The organism is Paraburkholderia sp. IMGN_8 (assembly GCF_038050405.1).
GTDB lineage: Bacteria > Pseudomonadota > Gammaproteobacteria > Burkholderiales > Burkholderiaceae > Paraburkholderia.
The window spans coordinates 1,148,711-1,165,717 of the sequence record NZ_CP150900.1 but is presented as its reverse complement, the minus strand read 5'-3'; the positions used below and the strand labels follow the sequence as shown (position 1 = coordinate 1,165,717).

Below are 17,007 nucleotides of genomic sequence, written 5' to 3'. Positions count from 1 at the left end.
GCGCTCTGTTCCTGGCGGCTCTGCTCGCGCATGGCGAGCAGAGCCGCACCCATGCTTATGCCGCTGCGGTCTTGTCGCCCTTCTTCGCGTCCATCAACGCGGTGAAGCGGTCGAACAGATAGGCGATGTCATGCGGGCCGGGCGACGCTTCCGGGTGACCCTGGAAGCAGAAGGCCGGCTTGTCGGTCAGCGCGAAGCCTTGCAGCGTGCCGTCGAACAGCGAAATGTGCGTGACGCGGGCGTTGGCCGGCAGCGTGTCGGCATCGACCGCGAAGCCGTGATTCTGCGACGTGATGACCACGCGGCCGTCGCCGAGATCCTTCACCGGATGGTTCGCGCCGTGGTGGCCCGTCTTCATCTTCATGGTCTTTGCACCGACCGCGAGGCCCATGATCTGGTGGCCAAGGCAGATGCCGAAGGTCGGGATGCCGCGCTCGATCAGTTCCCTGGTAGCCGCGATCGCGTAGTCGCACGGTTCCGGGTCGCCCGGGCCATTCGACAGGAAGATGCCGTCGGGGTTAAGCGCGAGCGCGTCGGCCGCGCTGGCTTGTGCGGGCAGCACGGTGACGTGGCAGCCACGTTCAGCCAGCATGCGCAGGATGTTGTATTTAACGCCGTAATCGAATGCGACCACGCGGTACTTCGGTGCGCTCTGATTGCCGTAGCCGGTGCCCAGACGCCATTCGGTCTGGGTCCATTCGTAGGTTTCTTTCGTCGACACGACCTTCGCGAGGTCCATGCCCGACAAACCCGGGAACGAGCGCGCGAGTTCGATTGCCTTCGCTTCGTCATCAGAGCCGGCCAGAATGGCGCCGTTCTGCGCGCCCTTGTCGCGCAGAACGCGGGTCAGCTTGCGGGTATCGAGGCCGGCGATGGCGACCACGCCTTCGTCCTGCAGGTATTGCGGGAGCGTGCGCTCCATGCGGAAGTTCGACGCGAGAACCGGCAGATCGCGAATGATCAGGCCAGCGGCATGGACTTTGGTGGCTTCGACGTCTTCGGCATTCACACCGACGTTACCGATGTGCGGATACGTGAGGGTCACGATCTGGCGCGCGTAGCTCGGGTCAGTCAGGATTTCCTGATAGCCGGTGATAGCAGTGTTGAACACGACTTCGCCGATCGTATGCCCGGGGGCGCCGATCGAGTAACCACGAAAGACCGTGCCGTCGGCGAGCGCGAGCAGAGCGGGAGAAAATGACGGCAACACGGGAGACTCCTTGGGGAACACCCTGTTGCCGACCTGTCTATCCGACTGCGAGCCGCAGCAAGGCGCATCGGCGAAGATGCGCGCGCAGGCTCGCTCGCGGTCTGCTGCCAAGGTTGCAAGGGGCGCGATGGGTCCATCGTATGGACGGATCGGCTGGGTGCGGGGCCCTTTGCTACGTTGGCGGCGCGCGGCGGATGAACGGTATGGGAGAGGTAGGCGCTAGGGTGCGGGTTGATAAGCTCAAACCTTGAAATTATAGCTTGAAACTGCCCCTCCCTCCAAATCCGAGATGGCGAGCAGGCGTGAGCCGGGTTCACTCGCAATAGTCTGCAGAATGAAAAACGCCGTCACCACTGGTGACGGCGCTGGAAACAACACGGTGTGATCGGAGCGCAATTCACGCGCTGCCCCCGCAGCGCATGTGGTCACTCCCGTGGGAGCCGCTTTTTGGTCTACTTTCCCTTCTTCGCGTTGGCCGCGGTCTTCGGGCGGCTGTCTGCCGCGGCCTTCGACGCCTTGCCGGACGTGGAAGCCGACACCTTCGTCACTTTGCCCTTGCTGGCGCCGGACGCTGTCGGCTTGCTGGCTTTGCCTACCGGTTCCGATACTTTCACTACGCTGGAGCGGCCACGACCCTTCTTCCTATCGTAGCGTGAATCGTTCTTCGTGTCTGCGACACGGGTGCCGATCTTCTCGACACCGCCGCCTTGCACGTCGGTGGAGATGCGTTCCGGACCGGGTTCGCTCGGCATCGCCTTGCCGACCGGCACGTGCAGAACGATTACCTGGCCACGCGAGACCTGATCGCGATGCGTACGATTCCATGCCTTCAGCTGGCCGATCGAGACGCCGTAGCGCACGGCGATGGCCGCCATCGTCTGATTGCGGCGCACGCGGATCAGCATCTTGCGGGTATCGGGGACGTCGGGCTCCATTGCCAGCACGGCGCTTTCGGCGACGTCCGCGCTGATGTCCTCGTCGTCGTCCGAGCCGCGCGGCACGACGATCGTCGAGCCAGGCTTCAACCGCATGCCGGCCGGAATCTTGTTCACTTCCATCAACGTGTCGGCATCGACGCCGATCTTTTGCGCAATTGCCGCCGGCGCGGAACGCTCCGTGACCGTGTAGGTGGTCCAGGATGACAGCGAACCGGAGTAGGCTTTCAGATTGCGCTCGAAGGCGCTGGCGTTGTCGAACGGCAGCAGAATTTGCGGCTGTGTCGCGCCGAGAATCACCGGCTTTCTGAACGACGGATTCAGCGAACGGAATTCATCGAGAGAAAGATTCGCGAGTTTCGCCGCCATTTCCACGTCGATATCGTGCGAGGTGGTCACCGTCACGAAATACGGGTGGTTCGGAATCGACGGCAGCGCGAGCCCGTACATCTGCGGGTTCGTCACGATGTTCTTTACTGCCTGCAGCTTCGGCACGTAGTTACGCGTCTCGTTCGGCATGCGCAGGCTGAGGTAGTCGGTGGGCAGACCCGCCGCTTCGTTGCGCGCGATCGCGCGCTGTACGTTGCCCTCACCCCAGTTGTACGCGGCGAGCGCCAGTTGCCAGTCCCCGAACATGTCATGCAGACGCGACAGATAATCGAGCGCGGCGCTGGTCGAGGCCAGCACGTCGCGACGCTCGTCCTGCCACATGTTCTGCTTGAGGTTGTAGGTGCGGCCGGTGCCCGGCATGAACTGCCACATGCCGGCCGCCTTCGCCACCGACAACGCTTGCGGGCTATACGCCGATTCGATGAACGGCAGCAGCGCGAGCTCGGTCGGCATATGGCGCGCCTCGAGCTCTTCGACAATGTGATACAGGTATTTCTGCGACCGCTCCGTCATGCGCTGCACGTAGTCGGGGCGCTGCGCGTACCAGTTGACCTGCATGTCGACGAGGTCGGTTTGCAGATCCGGCATTTGAAAACCACGGCGAATACGGCCCCAAAGATCGGCGTCCGCGCTTGTCAGTTGAGTGACCGAGCCTTGGTCGACGTTGATGGTCTCTTTAGCGGTGGCTGTCTTGCGAAGGGCGTCGGCTACGGCTTCCTGACTGGCGGGGTTTGTTGCGGTGGTCGGGCTATTCGTCGCTGGTCCCTGACTCGCGCAGGCGGCGAGCGTCAGAACCAACAACGCACTTAAGATAAATCGCATGAACGTCTCGGCTTCCACAAGGGCTGGAATTTGCAGCCGATAGTACGAAACGGCAACGTTTACGTCAATCGGTAAATGACGAAAAAACCAAGCAAATCTTAGGCTTGGCGAATTTTCGCGATTCTTCGCGTGAGGAACACCCTGATGCCAAACTGGTTAACGGAAGCGGTTTTTCCATTCGCGCATTAGCGTGAATGCCGTCAACCGATCGGACACTTTTTCGTGCAACTGCTCCTGCAAGGTCGTTTGAATGGCCGGATGGCCGGCGCGCAAAAACGGGTTCACCGCGCGCTCGTGGGCGATGGTGGTCGGCAGCGTCGGCACGTGACGCGCCCGCAGTGCGCTCGCTTCGTCACGCCAGGCTTGCAGTTCGGCGTTGCCCGGCTCGCACGCCAGCGCGAAGCGAATGTTCGATAGCGTGTACTCGTGAGCGCAGTGGACCTCGGTGGCGCCGGGCAGCGCGGCCAGCGAATCCAGCGACGCAAGCATCTGCGCAGGCGTACCTTCGAACAGCCGGCCGCAGCCGCAGGCGAACAGCGTGTCGCCGCAAAACACGTGCGGCGTGCCGCGCGGGTCGGCGGCCTGAAAATACGCAATGTGACCGCTCGTATGCCCCGGCACCTCGAGTACGCTGAATTCGAGCGCGGGCGCCTCAATATTCACGCGATCGCCATTTTTGAGACGATGCGTGAGATGCTCGATCGCTTCACCGGCGGGGCCGTACACGGGCACCACCTGGCCGTTCAGCAGATCGGCCACCCCGCCGACGTGGTCTTGATGATGGTGGGTGAGTAAAATAGCGCTCAGCTGCCACCCCCTTTTCGCCAGATAAGCGCGAATGGGCGCGGCCTCACCCGGATCGACGACCACCGCATGGTGCCCGTCGGACACGAGCCAGATGTAATTGTCTTCAAACGCCGGGACCGGTACGTACTCGAGCGCATTCATAGGCGACGCATTCTTTGATATGACTGACCGATCGATTATAGACTGGCCCGCGTGGACCGATTCGCCCCCCGGACGCTACGTGCTCGACTGGGAACAAACCCAGCTCGACCGGGTGGTGTCGGACGTGTTCGGTTACCATGCGCTGCAACTCGGCCTGCCGCAGCTCGATGCCTTGCGCGAAAACCGCATGCCGTGCCGCGGCCTTGTGCTCGACGCCGCGAGCGGCGCCAGCGCGCCCTACACTTTTCCGCGCGGCGTAGGGCGCAACGGCTTTGGCAGCGGCGCCCCGCAAGGTTTGCCCGCGCCGGCCGGGCGCAGCGCTGTGTGGTGCGATCTGCTCGACTTGCCGTTCGAAGCACAAAGCGTCGATCTGATCGTGATGCCGCACACGCTGGAATTCACCAGTGACCCGCACCGGCTATTGCGCGAAGCCGAGCGCGTGCTGATGCCCGAAGGGCAACTGATCATTCTCGGCTTCAATTCGCTGTCGCTGTGGGGCGCGCGGCAGTCGGTCGGCAAGATGACCGGCCGGCCGTTCGTACCCGCTGCAGTCGATCTGATTGCGTTCACGCGCCTGAAAGACTGGATCAAGCTGCTTGGCTTCGACCTTGAACGCGGGCGCTTCGGCTGTTATCGTCCGCCGCTTGCGAGCGATCAGTGGCTCTCGCGCTACGGCTTCATGGAAGCCGCTGGCGACCGCTGGTGGCCGATTTTCGGCGCTACATACATGATCAAGGCGATCAAGCGCGTGCGCGGCATGCGCCTCGTCGGCCCGCTGAAAGTGAAAAAACCCGTCCTCGCCGCGGGCCTCGCGCCCGCCGCCACACCGAACACACGTAACCACACCCAATGACTTCCGATCTCATCGACATTTATACCGACGGCGCCTGCAAGGGCAACCCTGGCCCCGGCGGCTGGGGCGCGCTGCTGCGCTTCGGCGACCAGGAAAAAGAGCTGTTCGGCGGCGAAGCCAATACCACCAACAACCGCATGGAACTGATGGGCGTGATCGCCGCGCTCGAAGCGCTGAAGCGCCCATGCAAAGCGGTCGTGCACACCGACTCGCAATACGTGCAGAAAGGCATCAGCGAGTGGATTCACGGCTGGAAAAAGAAAGGCTGGATGACCGCGGCGAAAACGCCGGTGAAGAACGCCGATCTGTGGAAGCGGCTCGATGCGCTGGTCGCGCAACACGAAATCGAATGGCGCTGGGTGCGCGGTCACAACGGCCACCCGGAAAACGAGCGCGCCGATCAACTGGCCAATCGCGGCGTCGCGTCACTTGCAGAGATGTGATGCCCGCCTCGATGCCCGCGGCGCCACACGCACGCGCGCCCTTCTTTTTTGCTGATTTTTTTCGCGCAGGCTAATCCGACATGCGTCAACTCATCCTCGATACCGAGACCACCGGCCTGAATCCACGCACCGGCGACCGGATTCTCGAACTCGGTTGCGTCGAACTGCTGAACCGCCGGCTCACAGGCAACAACCTGCACTTCTACATCAACCCGGAACGCGACAGCGATCCAGGCGCATTGGCCGTCCACGGGCTGACCACTGAGTTCCTCAGCGACAAACCGAAGTTCGCCGAGATCGCCGACCAGTTTCGCGACTTCATTCAAGGCGCGGACCTGATCATTCACAACGCGCCGTTCGACATCGGCTTTCTCGACGTCGAATTCGCGCTGCTCGGTTTGCCGCCGGTCAGCACCTACTGCGGCGAGATCATCGACACGCTGGCGCGCGCCAAGCAGATGTTCCCGGGCAAGCGCAATTCACTCGATGCGCTGTGCGACCGCTTCGGCATCAGCAATGCGCACCGTACGCTGCACGGCGCCCTGCTCGACTCGGAACTGCTCGCGGAAGTCTATCTGGCGATGACGCGTGGCCAGGAAAGCCTCGTCATCGACATGCTCGGCGACGCGCACGCCGGCGGCGATGCGCACGCGCCGCGCGTCGCGCTCGACTCGCTGGAGCTGGTGGTGATCGCCGCCAGCGACGACGAACTCGCCGCGCATCAGGCCGTGCTCGACGGCCTCGACAAGGCGGTCAAGGGTAAGAGCGTGTGGAGGCTGGAACCCGCGCCGGCCGCGGATGAGCAAACTACTTAAAAAGTACTTTACGAGTGGGTAAATCCCTGACATAATTCGGCTCTCTTCGGGTGGTTAGCTCAGCGGTAGAGCACTGCCTTCACACGGCAGGGGTCACTGGTTCGATCCCAGTACTACCCACCAGAATCTTGGTGTGTCGATCACCGAAGAATAAAGGGCTTACGTAGAAATACGTGAGCCCTTTTCTTTTTGCGGGATTTCGCATCCTATGCCGCGGTGATCACGTCAGCACATAGCAACGCGAGAGCACTGTCCCAGTTCGAAGTCAACAGCGAATCTTCGTACGATTGCGACCGCTTAAGAGTGCTGCTATAGTCAGCTTTCGGGCACTCGCCCCGTCTTACATCCTCTTCACCTCATCGACTACAGGGAGGCGTCACATGTTCGCAGTGCATATCGCCGTCCCTGGCATGGTCGTCTCGTGGCCATTCTCGCGACGTTAAATCGCCGCACACGCGGTTCTGCCTGAACAGGCTCCCGCGCAATTCCCAGACAGTCCGCAGTCTTTTTGCCAGTACTTTCTGGCGCCCTCCGACTGTCTCGTCCTTTCGCTTCTGACTGGAACCTCGGTGCGCTCATGCGCCACCGGGTCGTGGCAAATGACCAGAAAAAAACTCGACTTTCGCGGACAAGCCTTCAAGGACGTCCTCGGCTTCACCTTCCGTCACTGGGTCCGGCAGCCTTGGCGCATCTTCGCCATTACGGTGCTGGTGCTGTTCTCGGCATTGGCCGACGTGCTCACGCCGATGTTCGCCGGGCGGCTCGTCGACGCGATCGCGTCAGGCTCGGCCGGCAACGACAACGTCTGGCACGCGGCGCTCACGGACTTCTGCGTGCTGAGCGCACTCGGGCTCGGCGCCACCCTGCTTCGTCAGGGCGTTTTCTTCAACATCATCAAGCTGACGCTCAAGATGATGAGCGAGATCGCCGCGAATGCGTTTCATCGGGTGCAGCGCTTTTCGACCGACTGGCACGCCAACAGCTTCGCCGGATCCACGGTGCGCAAAATCACGCGCGGTATGTGGGCGCTCGATTTGCTCAACGACACGCTGCTGATCGCACTGTTCCCGTCGCTGGTCATGCTGGTCGGCGCGACGGTGTTGCTGGGCATGCGCTGGCCCTTGATGGGCGCGGTCGTCGGTGTCGGCTCTGTCTTGTATATCGCGGTGACGGTTGCGCTGTCGCTCGGCTTCGTCGCGCCCGCCGCGCGCCTTGCGAACGCATGGGATACGCGCATGGGCGGCGCGCTCGCCGATGCGGTCAGTTGCAACGGCGTGGTGAAGGCATTCGGCGCCGAAGACCGCGAAGAACGCCTGCTTGCCCGTGTGATCGGCAAATGGCGTCATCGCACGCGCCGCACGTGGATGCGCGGCACGATCAATGGCGGCGTACAGGGCGGCATGCTGGTGGCAATTCAATCCGCGATCCTCGGCGCGGCGCTGCTGCTGTGGGCGCGTGGCGAGGCAAGCGTCGGCGACATCACGTTCGCGCTAACGATGTTCTTCATGCTGCAGGGCTATCTGCGCGAAGTGGGCATGCATATCCGCAACCTTCAGCGCTCGGTCAACGACATGGAAGAACTGGTGTCGCTGGAGAGCCAACCGCTCGGCATCGAAGACCGACCCGGCGCGGGTCCGATCTCGATCGGCCGGGGCGAGATCCGCTTCGAACATGTCGCCTTCCACTATGGCGCGAACGCGACGCCGCTCTATGACGATTTCTCCGTGCGCATTGCCCCGGGCGAACGCGTGGGGCTGGTCGGGCATTCAGGGTCCGGCAAGACGACGTTCATCAAGCTGATCCAGCGGCTATACGACATCTCGGAAGGCCGGATCACGATCGACGGCCAGGACATCGCCCGTGTGCAGCAAGCATCGTTGCGCAGCCAGATTGCAATCGTTCAGCAGGAGCCCGTGCTGTTTCATCGGTCGCTTGCCGAGAACATCGCGTATGCGCGGCCCGGCGCGAGCCGTGCCGAGATCGAACGCGCGGCAAGGCTCGCCAGCGCTCATGGCTTCATCGCGGCGCTGCCCGACGGGTACGACACGCTGGTGGGTGAGCGTGGCATCAAACTCTCGGGCGGCGAACGTCAGCGGGTCGCTATCGCGCGGGCGTTCCTTGCTGACGCGCCGATCCTGATTCTGGACGAAGCGACGTCGAGCCTCGACAGCGAAAGCGAAGTACTGATCCAGCAGGCGATGGAGCGGCTGATGACGGGCCGCACGACGCTGGTGGTGGCGCACCGTCTTTCCACTGTGCGAGCGCTCGACAGGCTGCTGGTGCTGGACAAGGGCAAGATCATCGAGGAAGGCGACCACGAGACGCTGATCAAGCTCGAGAACGGCCTGTACCGCCGCTTGTTCGAACGTCAGGCGCTGGAGCTGATCAAGGGACTGGCCGATTCGGAGGTCATGCACAAAACCACTGGCGCGAAGGCAAATCGGACGGACGATTCGACGTTGCTGGTGGGGAAGTAAATTGCTTTAGTTGTGCGAGACGGAGGCGCCGGTGAGCAGCAGGCTACGACACGCTTTGCACGCCGGCGCTCCCGCTTTGAGACTCGCGTCGGTCGTATCTGCATCCTCATCCACTAATGCTCTAACAACAAGCGTGCCCGAGATTAGACCACGCCCACCGGCAACCCGATGCCGCGCGCCATCCCCGATGCGGCGAACACCATCGCGATCAGCAACACCGTCTGGATCACGCTGATATGGGCGAACCTGCGCGCTCGCCGCAGATCCGGCGGACTGCCTTTGCGAAGTGCGGCACGCCAACGCATTAGGGCGAGCATCGGCGGGACTTCGAGGATGAGAATCAGCACGAGCAGCGTCATCTTGACGTGAAACAGCGGCTCATGAAGATAGTAGTCGGCGCCCTTTTCGAAGCCGCCGAAGGCGCGCATCAAACCGGTTACGATCAGGAACAGTGCCGAGATGCCCCACCCAGTGTCGGCACGGAAAACGGACCGTAACGCGGCAGGGACAGTGGCGCGGCGCAGCGCCCAGGTGCGCCGGAGAATCGACGCGAGCGCAAAGCCATAAGCAAGCAGGTGAACGGCGGCAAACAACCAGCGAACCAGCATAGCGACTCCTGTAAAAGGACGCGACACGATCGATGTATTTCTCACTCGCCCGCATTCGCGCTGGACGCGCCGGGCGGCGTTGCCTCATTGATGCTCAGTATGGGCTTTCTACGCTATGCATGCTTCGGACCGCAGGCGCCGTCGATTTGCTCGAACTGCCCGATTCAAACTTGCCGCAACGACATATCGAGCGCCCGAGCGGCGACCCGATCGCCTTCAGTAGCGAGCGCGGCGCGGAACACGGTTTGCCGGTTGTGACCCGCCGCAGCCGGCGAATCCCATAGCAATTCGATTTTCGGCCGCCGGCCGAAGCCGTCGCGAGCAAGCGAAGCCGTAGCAGCCGCCCTAACCGGCGCCGAAGTCACGCCCGGCTCACCGACAGTGCCGCCGAAAGCCACTGCAGGCGTTGGCGTCGGCGGGCTCGTCATACCCTGCCCTGCCGGCCAACGCACGGACAACTCACGTGCATCGTACTGACCGACCTTACGACGCTCGGCCCACACGACCACGGTACGCGTCGCCGGATCGAGCGCGACCGCGTAGCGGCCAATTGCGAAGCGTCGTGCGGCAATATTGGTGCGCCACAGCGCGCGCGGCCGGCAGATCCACATGACGGCCGCGTACAACGCCGGCGCGGCCAGTAGCCAGCCATTGGTGGCCGCCACCGCTTGCGCGGCGCGCCGCCAACCCGCGCTTGCCGCAAAGGCGCCGACCGACCACGCTGCGAACAGGAACCCGAGGAAAGCAAACAGACGCAGCGCCTGCCGCAGCCATTGCGGCAACGGATGAAACGGCCGCTCGGCCAACGCGCGGGCGCCCGGCAGAAAAATCAGCAGGAACAGGAAGACAAGATTGATGCACGCCCACGGCGACGACACCATCGCCGCCAGCGAGGCGCCCAGATCCATCTGCGCCATCGAAAAAAGCCAGCGAGTCAGAAGCACGAGACCGATGGCGCGCAACGCGAAAATCGTTCCGGCGCCGGGCGCCGCGTTCGCACGCGTCTCTTTCGTTCTCGCCAAGGCATCCTCCTTTTCGTCAGCGCGCCGCAGCCAAATTTGCGGCTCGGCCATTATAGGGATATTACGGAGGGAGACTCACGCTTGCCGGCCCGAAAACCGTACTTTCTGCCGCTGGCGCGAAAAAACGCGGCGCGCATGCAACAACGCCCCGCGGGCATGACGCACGCGGGGCGTTGCTGGCAGCTGGCGGAAGCACTCCGCAAGCCGGCTTCTACTGCTTTTTACCGTGTTTTTACCACGCCTTGACCAACCAGGTATTAGCCGGCGTTGACTTCGCGCAGCACCGTACGGTGCTTCTGACGCAGCAGCTCCTCGTAAGTGGCGACGTAGTTCTGCGCCATCACCTTCGACGAGAAGCGCGATTCGAACGCCTTGCGCACCGTGGCGCGCGGCAGCGTGTGCAGACGCTTCACGGCAGCGACCGCGCTGATTTCGTCTTCGACGACAAAGCCCGACACGCCGTTTTCGATCACTTCCGGCACCGAACCGCGATTGAACGCGATCACCGGCGTACCGCAAGCCATTGCCTCGATCATCACCAGACCGAAGGGCTCCGGCCAGTCGATCGGGAACAGCAGCGCGTGCGCATTGCCGAGGAATTCGGTTTTTTCGGCTTCGCTGATTTCGCCGATGTATTCGACGTGCGGCAGCGCCATCAGCGGCTTGATCACTTCGTCGTAATACGCGCGGTCAGCCTTGTCGAGCTTGGCAGCAACCTTGATCTTCATGCCAGCCTGTTCAGCGATACGGATCGCCGTGTCCAGGCGCTTTTCCGGCGAGATGCGGCCGAGGAACGCGAGGTAGCCCGGCTCGACGTCCTTGATCGGCGTGAGCAGGTTTTCCGGCAGACCGTGATAGACGGTTTGCAGCCAGTTCGCCTGTTGCAGCGGGATGCGCTGGTTGTCCGAAATCGACACCACCGGCACGTCGCTGAACGTATTGAAGATGGGTTGCAATTCCGGCAGATCGAGACGGCCATGCAGCGTGGTCAGGAACGGCACCGGCTGACGGGCGAACAGCGAGAACGGGTAGTAATCGATGTGGAAATGCAGCACGTCGAATTCATCCGCACGGCGGCGCACTTCTTCGAGAAGCAGCATGTGCGGCGCCATCACGTCGCGAATCGTCGGGTCGAGGCGTAGCGCCTGCGGCCAGAAAGCTTCGAGTTTCGCCGAGGTCTGCGAATCGCCGCTCGCAAAAAGCGTCACGTCATGGCCCTGTTCGACCAGTGCTTCGGTCAGGTAGGACACCACACGTTCCGTGCCGCCATACAGCTTGGGAGGAACCGCCTCGTGCAACGGAGCGATTTGAGCGATTCGCATAATGGAGAACTCCTCGTAAAAAATCAGGCAAAAGTACTGCGTTTGGTTAAAAGCGACTCGCTTGCTCGCCAGGGCAGTCTTGCCGGTTGATCCCGGCACGGGCCTGTTTCTTTCGAGAAATCCTGCGATGGATCGCTTGGGTAGTGAGCCCAGATCGATGTCGTCACCGTCTGCGCATGTGCCGGTAAACGCACACGCAACACCTACGTTGACAAACTGTCAGATATTTCGCTGGGCCAACAGAGGCTGCATTATCGGTGCCGGAATTTGCGCTGCAGCACAACATTTCAAAGTCTTTACGTTGTTACAAACGCGAAACACTTTGCAAACCCTTGTTTTCTAAGACAGTTCTACATTAGCGACTGGCTCGCGGCGCGCAGATCGAACGCGGCGCATGCAGAGCCACCGCGAACTTTGCCGGCATCCGTTGAAGAAACGCACCGGCAAAATTGAATGCAATTTGTAATTATATCCCGAAATATTCCGCAGCCTGCGTGAACCAGCGCCCCGTCGGCTGGTCGAGCAATGGTAGGTCGCGGATGTCTATCGCGAAATCAGTCGCGTCAACGCGCCGGATACACAGGGCGCAATCGCTTTTGCATGTTTACAATGCGAAGCATCGGCTTCGCGGCGAGCAACTTGCCGTGGCCCGTGCCTTGCATGCACAACCTGAAACACTCCGACCTCACGATCAATTGGAACACTCAACCGTCGCCCAGCGTAATGCCCACAACGCAAAGCTCGCGAGCTATGCGCATCGGCCGCTTGCGTTTCTCTTCCGCTTTATCCGCCGCCACCCGCTCGCGCATGCGATCGTCCTGTGCAGCGTGATCGCGGCCGTCGGCTGTGCGCTCGCTTCGCAATACGCGATCAAACATCTGATCGACGTGCTCGGCGAAGGCCGGCATCATCCCGGCCCGCTGTGGGGGGCATTTGCCATCCTCGTCGGTTTGATCGCCGCCGACAACCTGCTGTGGCGGGTCGGCGGCTGGGTCGCCGCGCATACCTTCGTTGCTGTTACCGGCGACTTGCGGCGCGACCTGTTCCAGTATCTGAGCGGCCATTCGCCCACCTACTACGCCGAGAAACAGCCCGGCATGCTCGCGAGCCGCATCACGGCAACCTCGAACGCGGTTTACACCGCCGAGAACACCACCGCGTGGAACGTGCTGCCGCCCTGTATAGCGGTGCTCGGCGCGATCGTGATGATCATCGCGGTGAATCCGCTGATGGCAGCCGGCCTGATGCTGTGCTCGGCAATTCTGTCGGTCGTGCTTTACAAACTTGCCGGCCGCGGTTCGGCACGGCATCACCACTTCGCGACCAAAGCGGCGTCGGTGGACGGCGAGCTGGTCGACGTAATCAGCAACATGGGCCTCGTGCGCGCCTTCGGCATGACGTTTCGCGAACAGCAGCGTTTCGGCGCGACGGTCAAAGCGGAAATGGATGCCCGCCAGCAGAGCCTGCTGTATCTGGAAAAGCTGCGCCTGCTGCACGCGGTGATCACCGCGCTGCTGTCGGCCGGCTTGCTGGGCTGGGCGCTGTGGCTGTGGGATCAAGGCAAGGCGACCTCCGGCGACATCGTGCTGGTCAGCTCGCTCGGCTTCACGATCCTGCACGGCACGCGCGATCTGGCCGTGGCGCTCGTCGACGTGACGCAGCACGTCGCGCGGCTCGCGGAAGCGGTGCGCACGCTGCTCGAACCGCACGGCATGCCGGACCGCGGCGACGCGACCGAGCTCGTGCCGCAAGGCGGCCGGGTCCATTTCGAAGGCGTGACGTTCGCCTATCCGCACCGCCGGCCGATTCTCGATCACTTCGATCTGCATATCGAACCGGGCCAACGGGTCGGCCTGATCGGCAAGTCGGGCGCGGGCAAATCCACCGTGCTCGCGCTGCTGCAGCGCTTCTACGAAACGCAAGGCGGCGCGATCAGGATCGACGGCCAGGACATCGCCGCGATCACCCAGGACAGCCTGCGCCACGCGATCGCACTGGTGCCGCAGGATATCTCGCTGTTCCATCGCACGGTGTACGAGAATATCGCGTACGGCCGGCCTGAGGCGACCCGCGAAGAAGTGCTCGCCGCCGCGCGCGAGGCGCGCTGCACGGATTTCATCGAGGCGATGCCGGAAGGTTTCGATACGATCGTCGGCGATCGCGGTGTAAAGCTGTCCGGCGGTCAGCGTCAGCGGATCGCGATTGCACGGGCGATTCTGAAGAACGCGCCGATCCTCTTGCTCGACGAAGCCACCTCGGCACTCGACAGCGCGTCGGAGGAAGCGATCCAGAAGGCGCTCGACCGGCTGATGGTGGGTCGCACGGTAATTGCGATCGCGCACCGGCTGTCGACGCTGAACAACTTCGACCGGATCATTGTGATGAGCACGGGCAAAGTTATTGATGACGGCAGTCCAGAAGAACTGCGCTCGCGTCCGGGCTTATATCGCGACCTGCTTTCGAAGCAATATGGCAAGGGCACCACGCTGCATGTCGGCGGCAAGAAGGTCGACGAACAGCACGTGGCTTGAAGTGCGTAGCGCCCGGCGCTACCCAGAAAGAAGCAATCAAAAAGCAACCAAAAAGCCGCTTTCGAGCGGCTTTTTTGTTTTCCGGACCAGCCGCGAACGGCCTTTATAGCGGCCTATTCGGCCAATGTTTCGCGCGCTGCCCGCTTGCCCGAAGCTGCACGCGCTTTCACGCTCCTGGTGCTCTTTGCACCATCGACGCTCTGCAGATCGCGCATGAAGTTATCGCGCCACACCGACACATTGTTCTCGCGCAACTGCACCATCATGTCGCGGTGACGCGCCTGGCGTTCCGCGAGCGGCATCTGCAGCGCCCTGGCCAGCGCGTCGGCCATGCCGTCGATATCGACCGGATTGACGATCAGCGCGCCGTCCAGCTCCTGCGCCGCGCCGGCAAAGCGCGACAGCACCAGCACGCCGGGATTTTCGGGATCCTGCGCCGACACGTACTCCTTGGCGACGAGGTTCATGCCATCGCGCAACGGCGTAACGTAGCCGACGTGCGCGGTGCGAAACAGCGCGGCCAGCACCGAGCGCTCGTACTGCTTATGGATGTAGAGAATCGGCGTCCAGTCCAGCTCGGCAAAGCGGCCGTTGATACGGCCCGACTCGCCTTCGAGCTGCAGGCGGATGTCCTGGTACGCGTTCATGTCGGCACGCGTCGGCGGGGCGATTTGCAGGAACGAAACCTTGTTGCGCTGCGCCGTCGCATGTTCGAGCAGCCGCTCGAACGCGCGGAAACGCTCGACCAGCCCCTTCGAATAATCGAGCCGGTCCACGCTCATGATCAGCTTGCGCGAATGCAGCGTCGCCTTCATCGTGCGCACCGGTTTGCCGCGCTCGCCCGCTTTCGCGAGCTCGGCGATCTCGTCCGGATAGACACCGATCGGGTAAGCCGCCGCACGCAGCGTGCGGCCGAACGCGTGGATGGTCAGCGGGCCCGTAGTTGATACATCGATCGTGCCGTTCGCCTCGTTGACGATGTAGTCGCAGAACGCGCGCAGATCCGGTGCGGTCTGGAACCCGAGCAGATCGAACGAACACAACGCTTCGACCAGTTCGCGATGCGGCGGCACCGCAAGCAGGACCTGTGAAGCCGGAAACGGAATATGCAGAAAAAACCCGATGCGATTCTTCACGCCGGCCGCGCGCAACGCTTGCGCAAACGGAATCAGGTGATAGTCGTGGACCCAGATCACATCGTCCTCGCGCAACAGTGGCACGAGTTGCTGCGCGAGCCATGCATTGACGCGGCAATAGCCCTCGAAATCGTGCCGATCGTATTGCAGCAGATCGGCGCGATAGTGGAACGCGGGCCACAGCGTCGCGTTCGAGAAACCGCGGTAGTACTGGTCGTAGTCGCGGCGCATCAGCGCGATAGTCGCGAAGGTCACCGGCCCGCGCTCTTCGACCTTGATCTGCGGCTGGCCCGAGCTGAGCACGTCGCCGCTCCAGCCGAACCACATGCCGCCGGTTTCCTTCAGCGCGTCGTACACGCCGACCGCCAGGCCCCCTGCCGCCGGCCCTCCCTCCGAGATCGGCGCGACCCGGTTCGATACGATGATCAGTCGGCTCATGAAGCGCGATTCCCGATGCAGTACTTGAAATACGTTATGTACGTTGAGCGATGCAGCGCGGTCATCATGCTCCGCGCACCGCCGCGACAATCGACGCCAGCCATTCGAGCAATGCCGCCACCGACTCGAGGCGCGTATGCGCCATCGTATCGCCCGCACCGACCTTGATCGACAGGCCGCCGCGCTCATTGACGACAGCAAAGCCTTTCTCGTCGGTCAGATCGTCGCCGGCAAATACCGGAAAACGGCCGACGAACGGCGGCTCGTCGAGAAACGCGCGCAGCGCGCGGCCTTTGTCGACGTCTTTCGGCTTGATCTCATAGACCATTTTGCCGGGCTGCAATACATAGGAGCCGGCGTAATCGGCGACCAGCCGCTCGGTTGCCGCACGCGCCGCCGGCTCGCGATCCGGCGCATTGCGATAGTGCAGCGCGAGCGCCGCGCCCTTGATCTCGAGCAGCATGCCGGGATTCGAGTTGACGACCTGCGCGAGCACCTGCTCCATGCGCAACAGGCGCTCGTCGTGAAAGCCGATACGCTGCGTGTCGCCATTCGCGTCGCGCCGCTCGGCGCCGTGCAGACCGGCGATCGGCAGATCGGGCATGCCAAGAAAAGCGTCGATACTATCGATGCCGCGACCCGACACGATCGCCACTGCGCCATTCGTCAGACGCCGCAACTCGGTCAACAGAACGATGACCTCGGGTTGCACCAGCACGCCGTCCGGCGTGGGCGCGAGTTCGACGAGCGTGCCGTCGAAGTCGAAGAAAAATGCCGTCTCGCTCGGAGACAGAACTGCCGGAAGTGCTTGCATCGGTTAGTTTTGCCTTTCAGCCTTCTGCGGCCGGAAAAGTGTGCGCATCTTACCGCGCATCCAACCATTTTTCGAGAAAGTAAGCCAGGACACAAGCCCGGCCGCGGCGTGCGAGCCGACGCCAGCGTGGATTGCGTTCAAAAAGAGAACAATCCGGCTTCATCCAGCTTTCAGCCGCCTGCGTCAAATTGCCTCGCAAGCCGCGCGCCAACGGGCGCTGCGCCACGCCGCCGGCTAATTTGC

13 protein-coding genes and 1 tRNA gene are annotated in these 17,007 nt (G+C 62.5%); 6 read left to right on the top strand and 8 right to left on the bottom strand.

What is annotated here, in order from left to right; translation table 11 throughout:
* Positions 1 to 55: 55 nt before the first annotated feature.
* The 3 genes from carA to gloB form a co-directional block, all read right to left on the bottom strand.
* Positions 56 to 1,210, bottom strand: coding sequence for a glutamine-hydrolyzing carbamoyl-phosphate synthase small subunit (carA, locus tag WN982_RS05635; RefSeq protein ID WP_341314771.1), 1,155 nt, complete (start codon positions 1,208 to 1,210; stop codon positions 56 to 58).
* Positions 1,211 to 1,662: 452 nt separating this feature from the next.
* Entirely contained in the window at positions 1,663 to 3,357 is a 1,695-nt protein-coding gene (locus WN982_RS05630) for a transglycosylase SLT domain-containing protein (RefSeq protein ID WP_341314770.1), read from the bottom strand.
* Positions 3,358 to 3,513: 156 nt separating this feature from the next.
* A complete protein-coding gene (gene gloB, locus WN982_RS05625) occupies positions 3,514 to 4,305 on the bottom strand; it encodes a hydroxyacylglutathione hydrolase (RefSeq protein ID WP_341314769.1) in 792 nt (263 codons plus the stop codon).
* 19 nt (positions 4,306 to 4,324) lie between these two features.
* On the opposite strand from gloB, the gene WN982_RS05620 reads away from it, so the two are divergent.
* The 5 genes from WN982_RS05620 (at position 4,325) to WN982_RS05600 (ending at position 8,893) form a co-directional block, all read left to right on the top strand.
* Complete coding sequence (locus tag WN982_RS05620; protein WP_341314768.1) at positions 4,325 to 5,158, top strand: class I SAM-dependent methyltransferase; 834 nt, start codon at positions 4,325 to 4,327, stop codon at positions 5,156 to 5,158.
* Entirely contained in the window at positions 5,155 to 5,601 is a 447-nt protein-coding gene (gene rnhA, locus WN982_RS05615; protein WP_341314767.1) for a ribonuclease HI, read from the top strand. The genes WN982_RS05620 and rnhA overlap by 4 nt, the downstream gene beginning before the upstream one ends.
* 80 nt (positions 5,602 to 5,681) lie before the next feature.
* Positions 5,682 to 6,416 carry a DNA polymerase III subunit epsilon gene (gene dnaQ / locus WN982_RS05610; RefSeq protein WP_341314766.1) on the top strand — a complete coding sequence of 245 codons (735 nt, stop codon included), beginning with the start codon at positions 5,682 to 5,684 and terminating at the stop codon, positions 6,414 to 6,416.
* 48 nt (positions 6,417 to 6,464) lie between these two features.
* Positions 6,465 to 6,539: transfer RNA gene (locus tag WN982_RS05605), tRNA-Val, on the top strand.
* A gap of 476 nt (positions 6,540 to 7,015) precedes the next feature.
* Positions 7,016 to 8,893, top strand: coding sequence for an ABC transporter ATP-binding protein (locus WN982_RS05600; protein WP_341314765.1), 1,878 nt, complete (start codon positions 7,016 to 7,018; stop codon positions 8,891 to 8,893).
* Positions 8,894 to 9,036: 143 nt separating this feature from the next.
* On the opposite strand, the gene WN982_RS05595 is transcribed toward WN982_RS05600, so the two are convergent.
* The 3 genes from WN982_RS05595 to WN982_RS05585 all read right to left on the bottom strand — a co-directional run bounded on the left by WN982_RS05595 (position 9,037) and on the right by WN982_RS05585 (position 11,845).
* Positions 9,037 to 9,501, bottom strand: coding sequence for a DUF2214 family protein (locus tag WN982_RS05595; RefSeq protein WP_341314764.1), 465 nt, complete (start codon positions 9,499 to 9,501; stop codon positions 9,037 to 9,039).
* 164 nt (positions 9,502 to 9,665) lie between these two features.
* Positions 9,666 to 10,523, bottom strand: a complete 858-nt coding sequence (locus WN982_RS05590) for a hypothetical protein (protein WP_341314763.1) — start codon at positions 10,521 to 10,523, stop codon at positions 9,666 to 9,668.
* Between the two features lie 257 nt (positions 10,524 to 10,780).
* Positions 10,781 to 11,845 carry a glycosyltransferase family 4 protein gene (locus tag WN982_RS05585; protein WP_341314762.1) on the bottom strand — a complete coding sequence of 355 codons (1,065 nt, stop codon included), beginning with the start codon at positions 11,843 to 11,845 and terminating at the stop codon, positions 10,781 to 10,783.
* 695 nt (positions 11,846 to 12,540) lie between these two features.
* On the opposite strand from WN982_RS05585, the gene WN982_RS05580 reads away from it, so the two are divergent.
* Positions 12,541 to 14,376 carry an ABC transporter ATP-binding protein gene (locus WN982_RS05580; protein WP_341314761.1) on the top strand — a complete coding sequence of 612 codons (1,836 nt, stop codon included), beginning with the start codon at positions 12,541 to 12,543 and terminating at the stop codon, positions 14,374 to 14,376.
* 113 nt (positions 14,377 to 14,489) lie between these two features.
* Here WN982_RS05580 and otsA read toward each other — a convergent pair whose 3' ends face one another.
* Together otsA and otsB are read right to left on the bottom strand one after the other, a co-directional pair.
* Positions 14,490 to 15,950 carry an alpha,alpha-trehalose-phosphate synthase (UDP-forming) gene (gene otsA, locus WN982_RS05575; protein ID WP_341314760.1) on the bottom strand — a complete coding sequence of 487 codons (1,461 nt, stop codon included), beginning with the start codon at positions 15,948 to 15,950 and terminating at the stop codon, positions 14,490 to 14,492.
* 64 nt (positions 15,951 to 16,014) lie between these two features.
* Complete coding sequence (gene otsB, locus WN982_RS05570) at positions 16,015 to 16,764, bottom strand: trehalose-phosphatase (RefSeq protein ID WP_341314759.1); 750 nt, start codon at positions 16,762 to 16,764, stop codon at positions 16,015 to 16,017.
* Between the last annotated feature and the right edge of the window lie 243 nt (positions 16,765 to 17,007).

Excerpts from the sequence above, each read along its gene's own strand:
- WN982_RS05620 (WP_341314768.1), top strand. The coding sequence starts at position 4,325 with ATGACTGACCGATCGATTATAGACTGGCCCGCGTGGACCGATTCGCCC.
- dnaQ (WP_341314766.1), top strand. The coding sequence starts at position 5,682 with ATGCGTCAACTCATCCTCGATACCGAGACCACCGGCCTGAATCCACGC.
- otsA (WP_341314760.1), bottom strand. The coding sequence starts at position 15,950 with ATGAGCCGACTGATCATCGTATCGAACCGGGTCGCGCCGATCTCGGAG.
- WN982_RS05600 (WP_341314765.1), top strand. The coding sequence starts at position 7,016 with ATGACCAGAAAAAAACTCGACTTTCGCGGACAAGCCTTCAAGGACGTC.
- WN982_RS05630 (WP_341314770.1), bottom strand. The coding sequence starts at position 3,357 with ATGCGATTTATCTTAAGTGCGTTGTTGGTTCTGACGCTCGCCGCCTGC.
- otsB (WP_341314759.1), bottom strand. The coding sequence starts at position 16,764 with ATGCAAGCACTTCCGGCAGTTCTGTCTCCGAGCGAGACGGCATTTTTC.
- rnhA (WP_341314767.1), top strand. The coding sequence starts at position 5,155 with ATGACTTCCGATCTCATCGACATTTATACCGACGGCGCCTGCAAGGGC.
- gloB (WP_341314769.1), bottom strand. The coding sequence starts at position 4,305 with ATGAATGCGCTCGAGTACGTACCGGTCCCGGCGTTTGAAGACAATTAC.
- WN982_RS05585 (WP_341314762.1), bottom strand. The coding sequence starts at position 11,845 with ATGCGAATCGCTCAAATCGCTCCGTTGCACGAGGCGGTTCCTCCCAAG.
- WN982_RS05595 (WP_341314764.1), bottom strand. The coding sequence starts at position 9,501 with ATGCTGGTTCGCTGGTTGTTTGCCGCCGTTCACCTGCTTGCTTATGGC.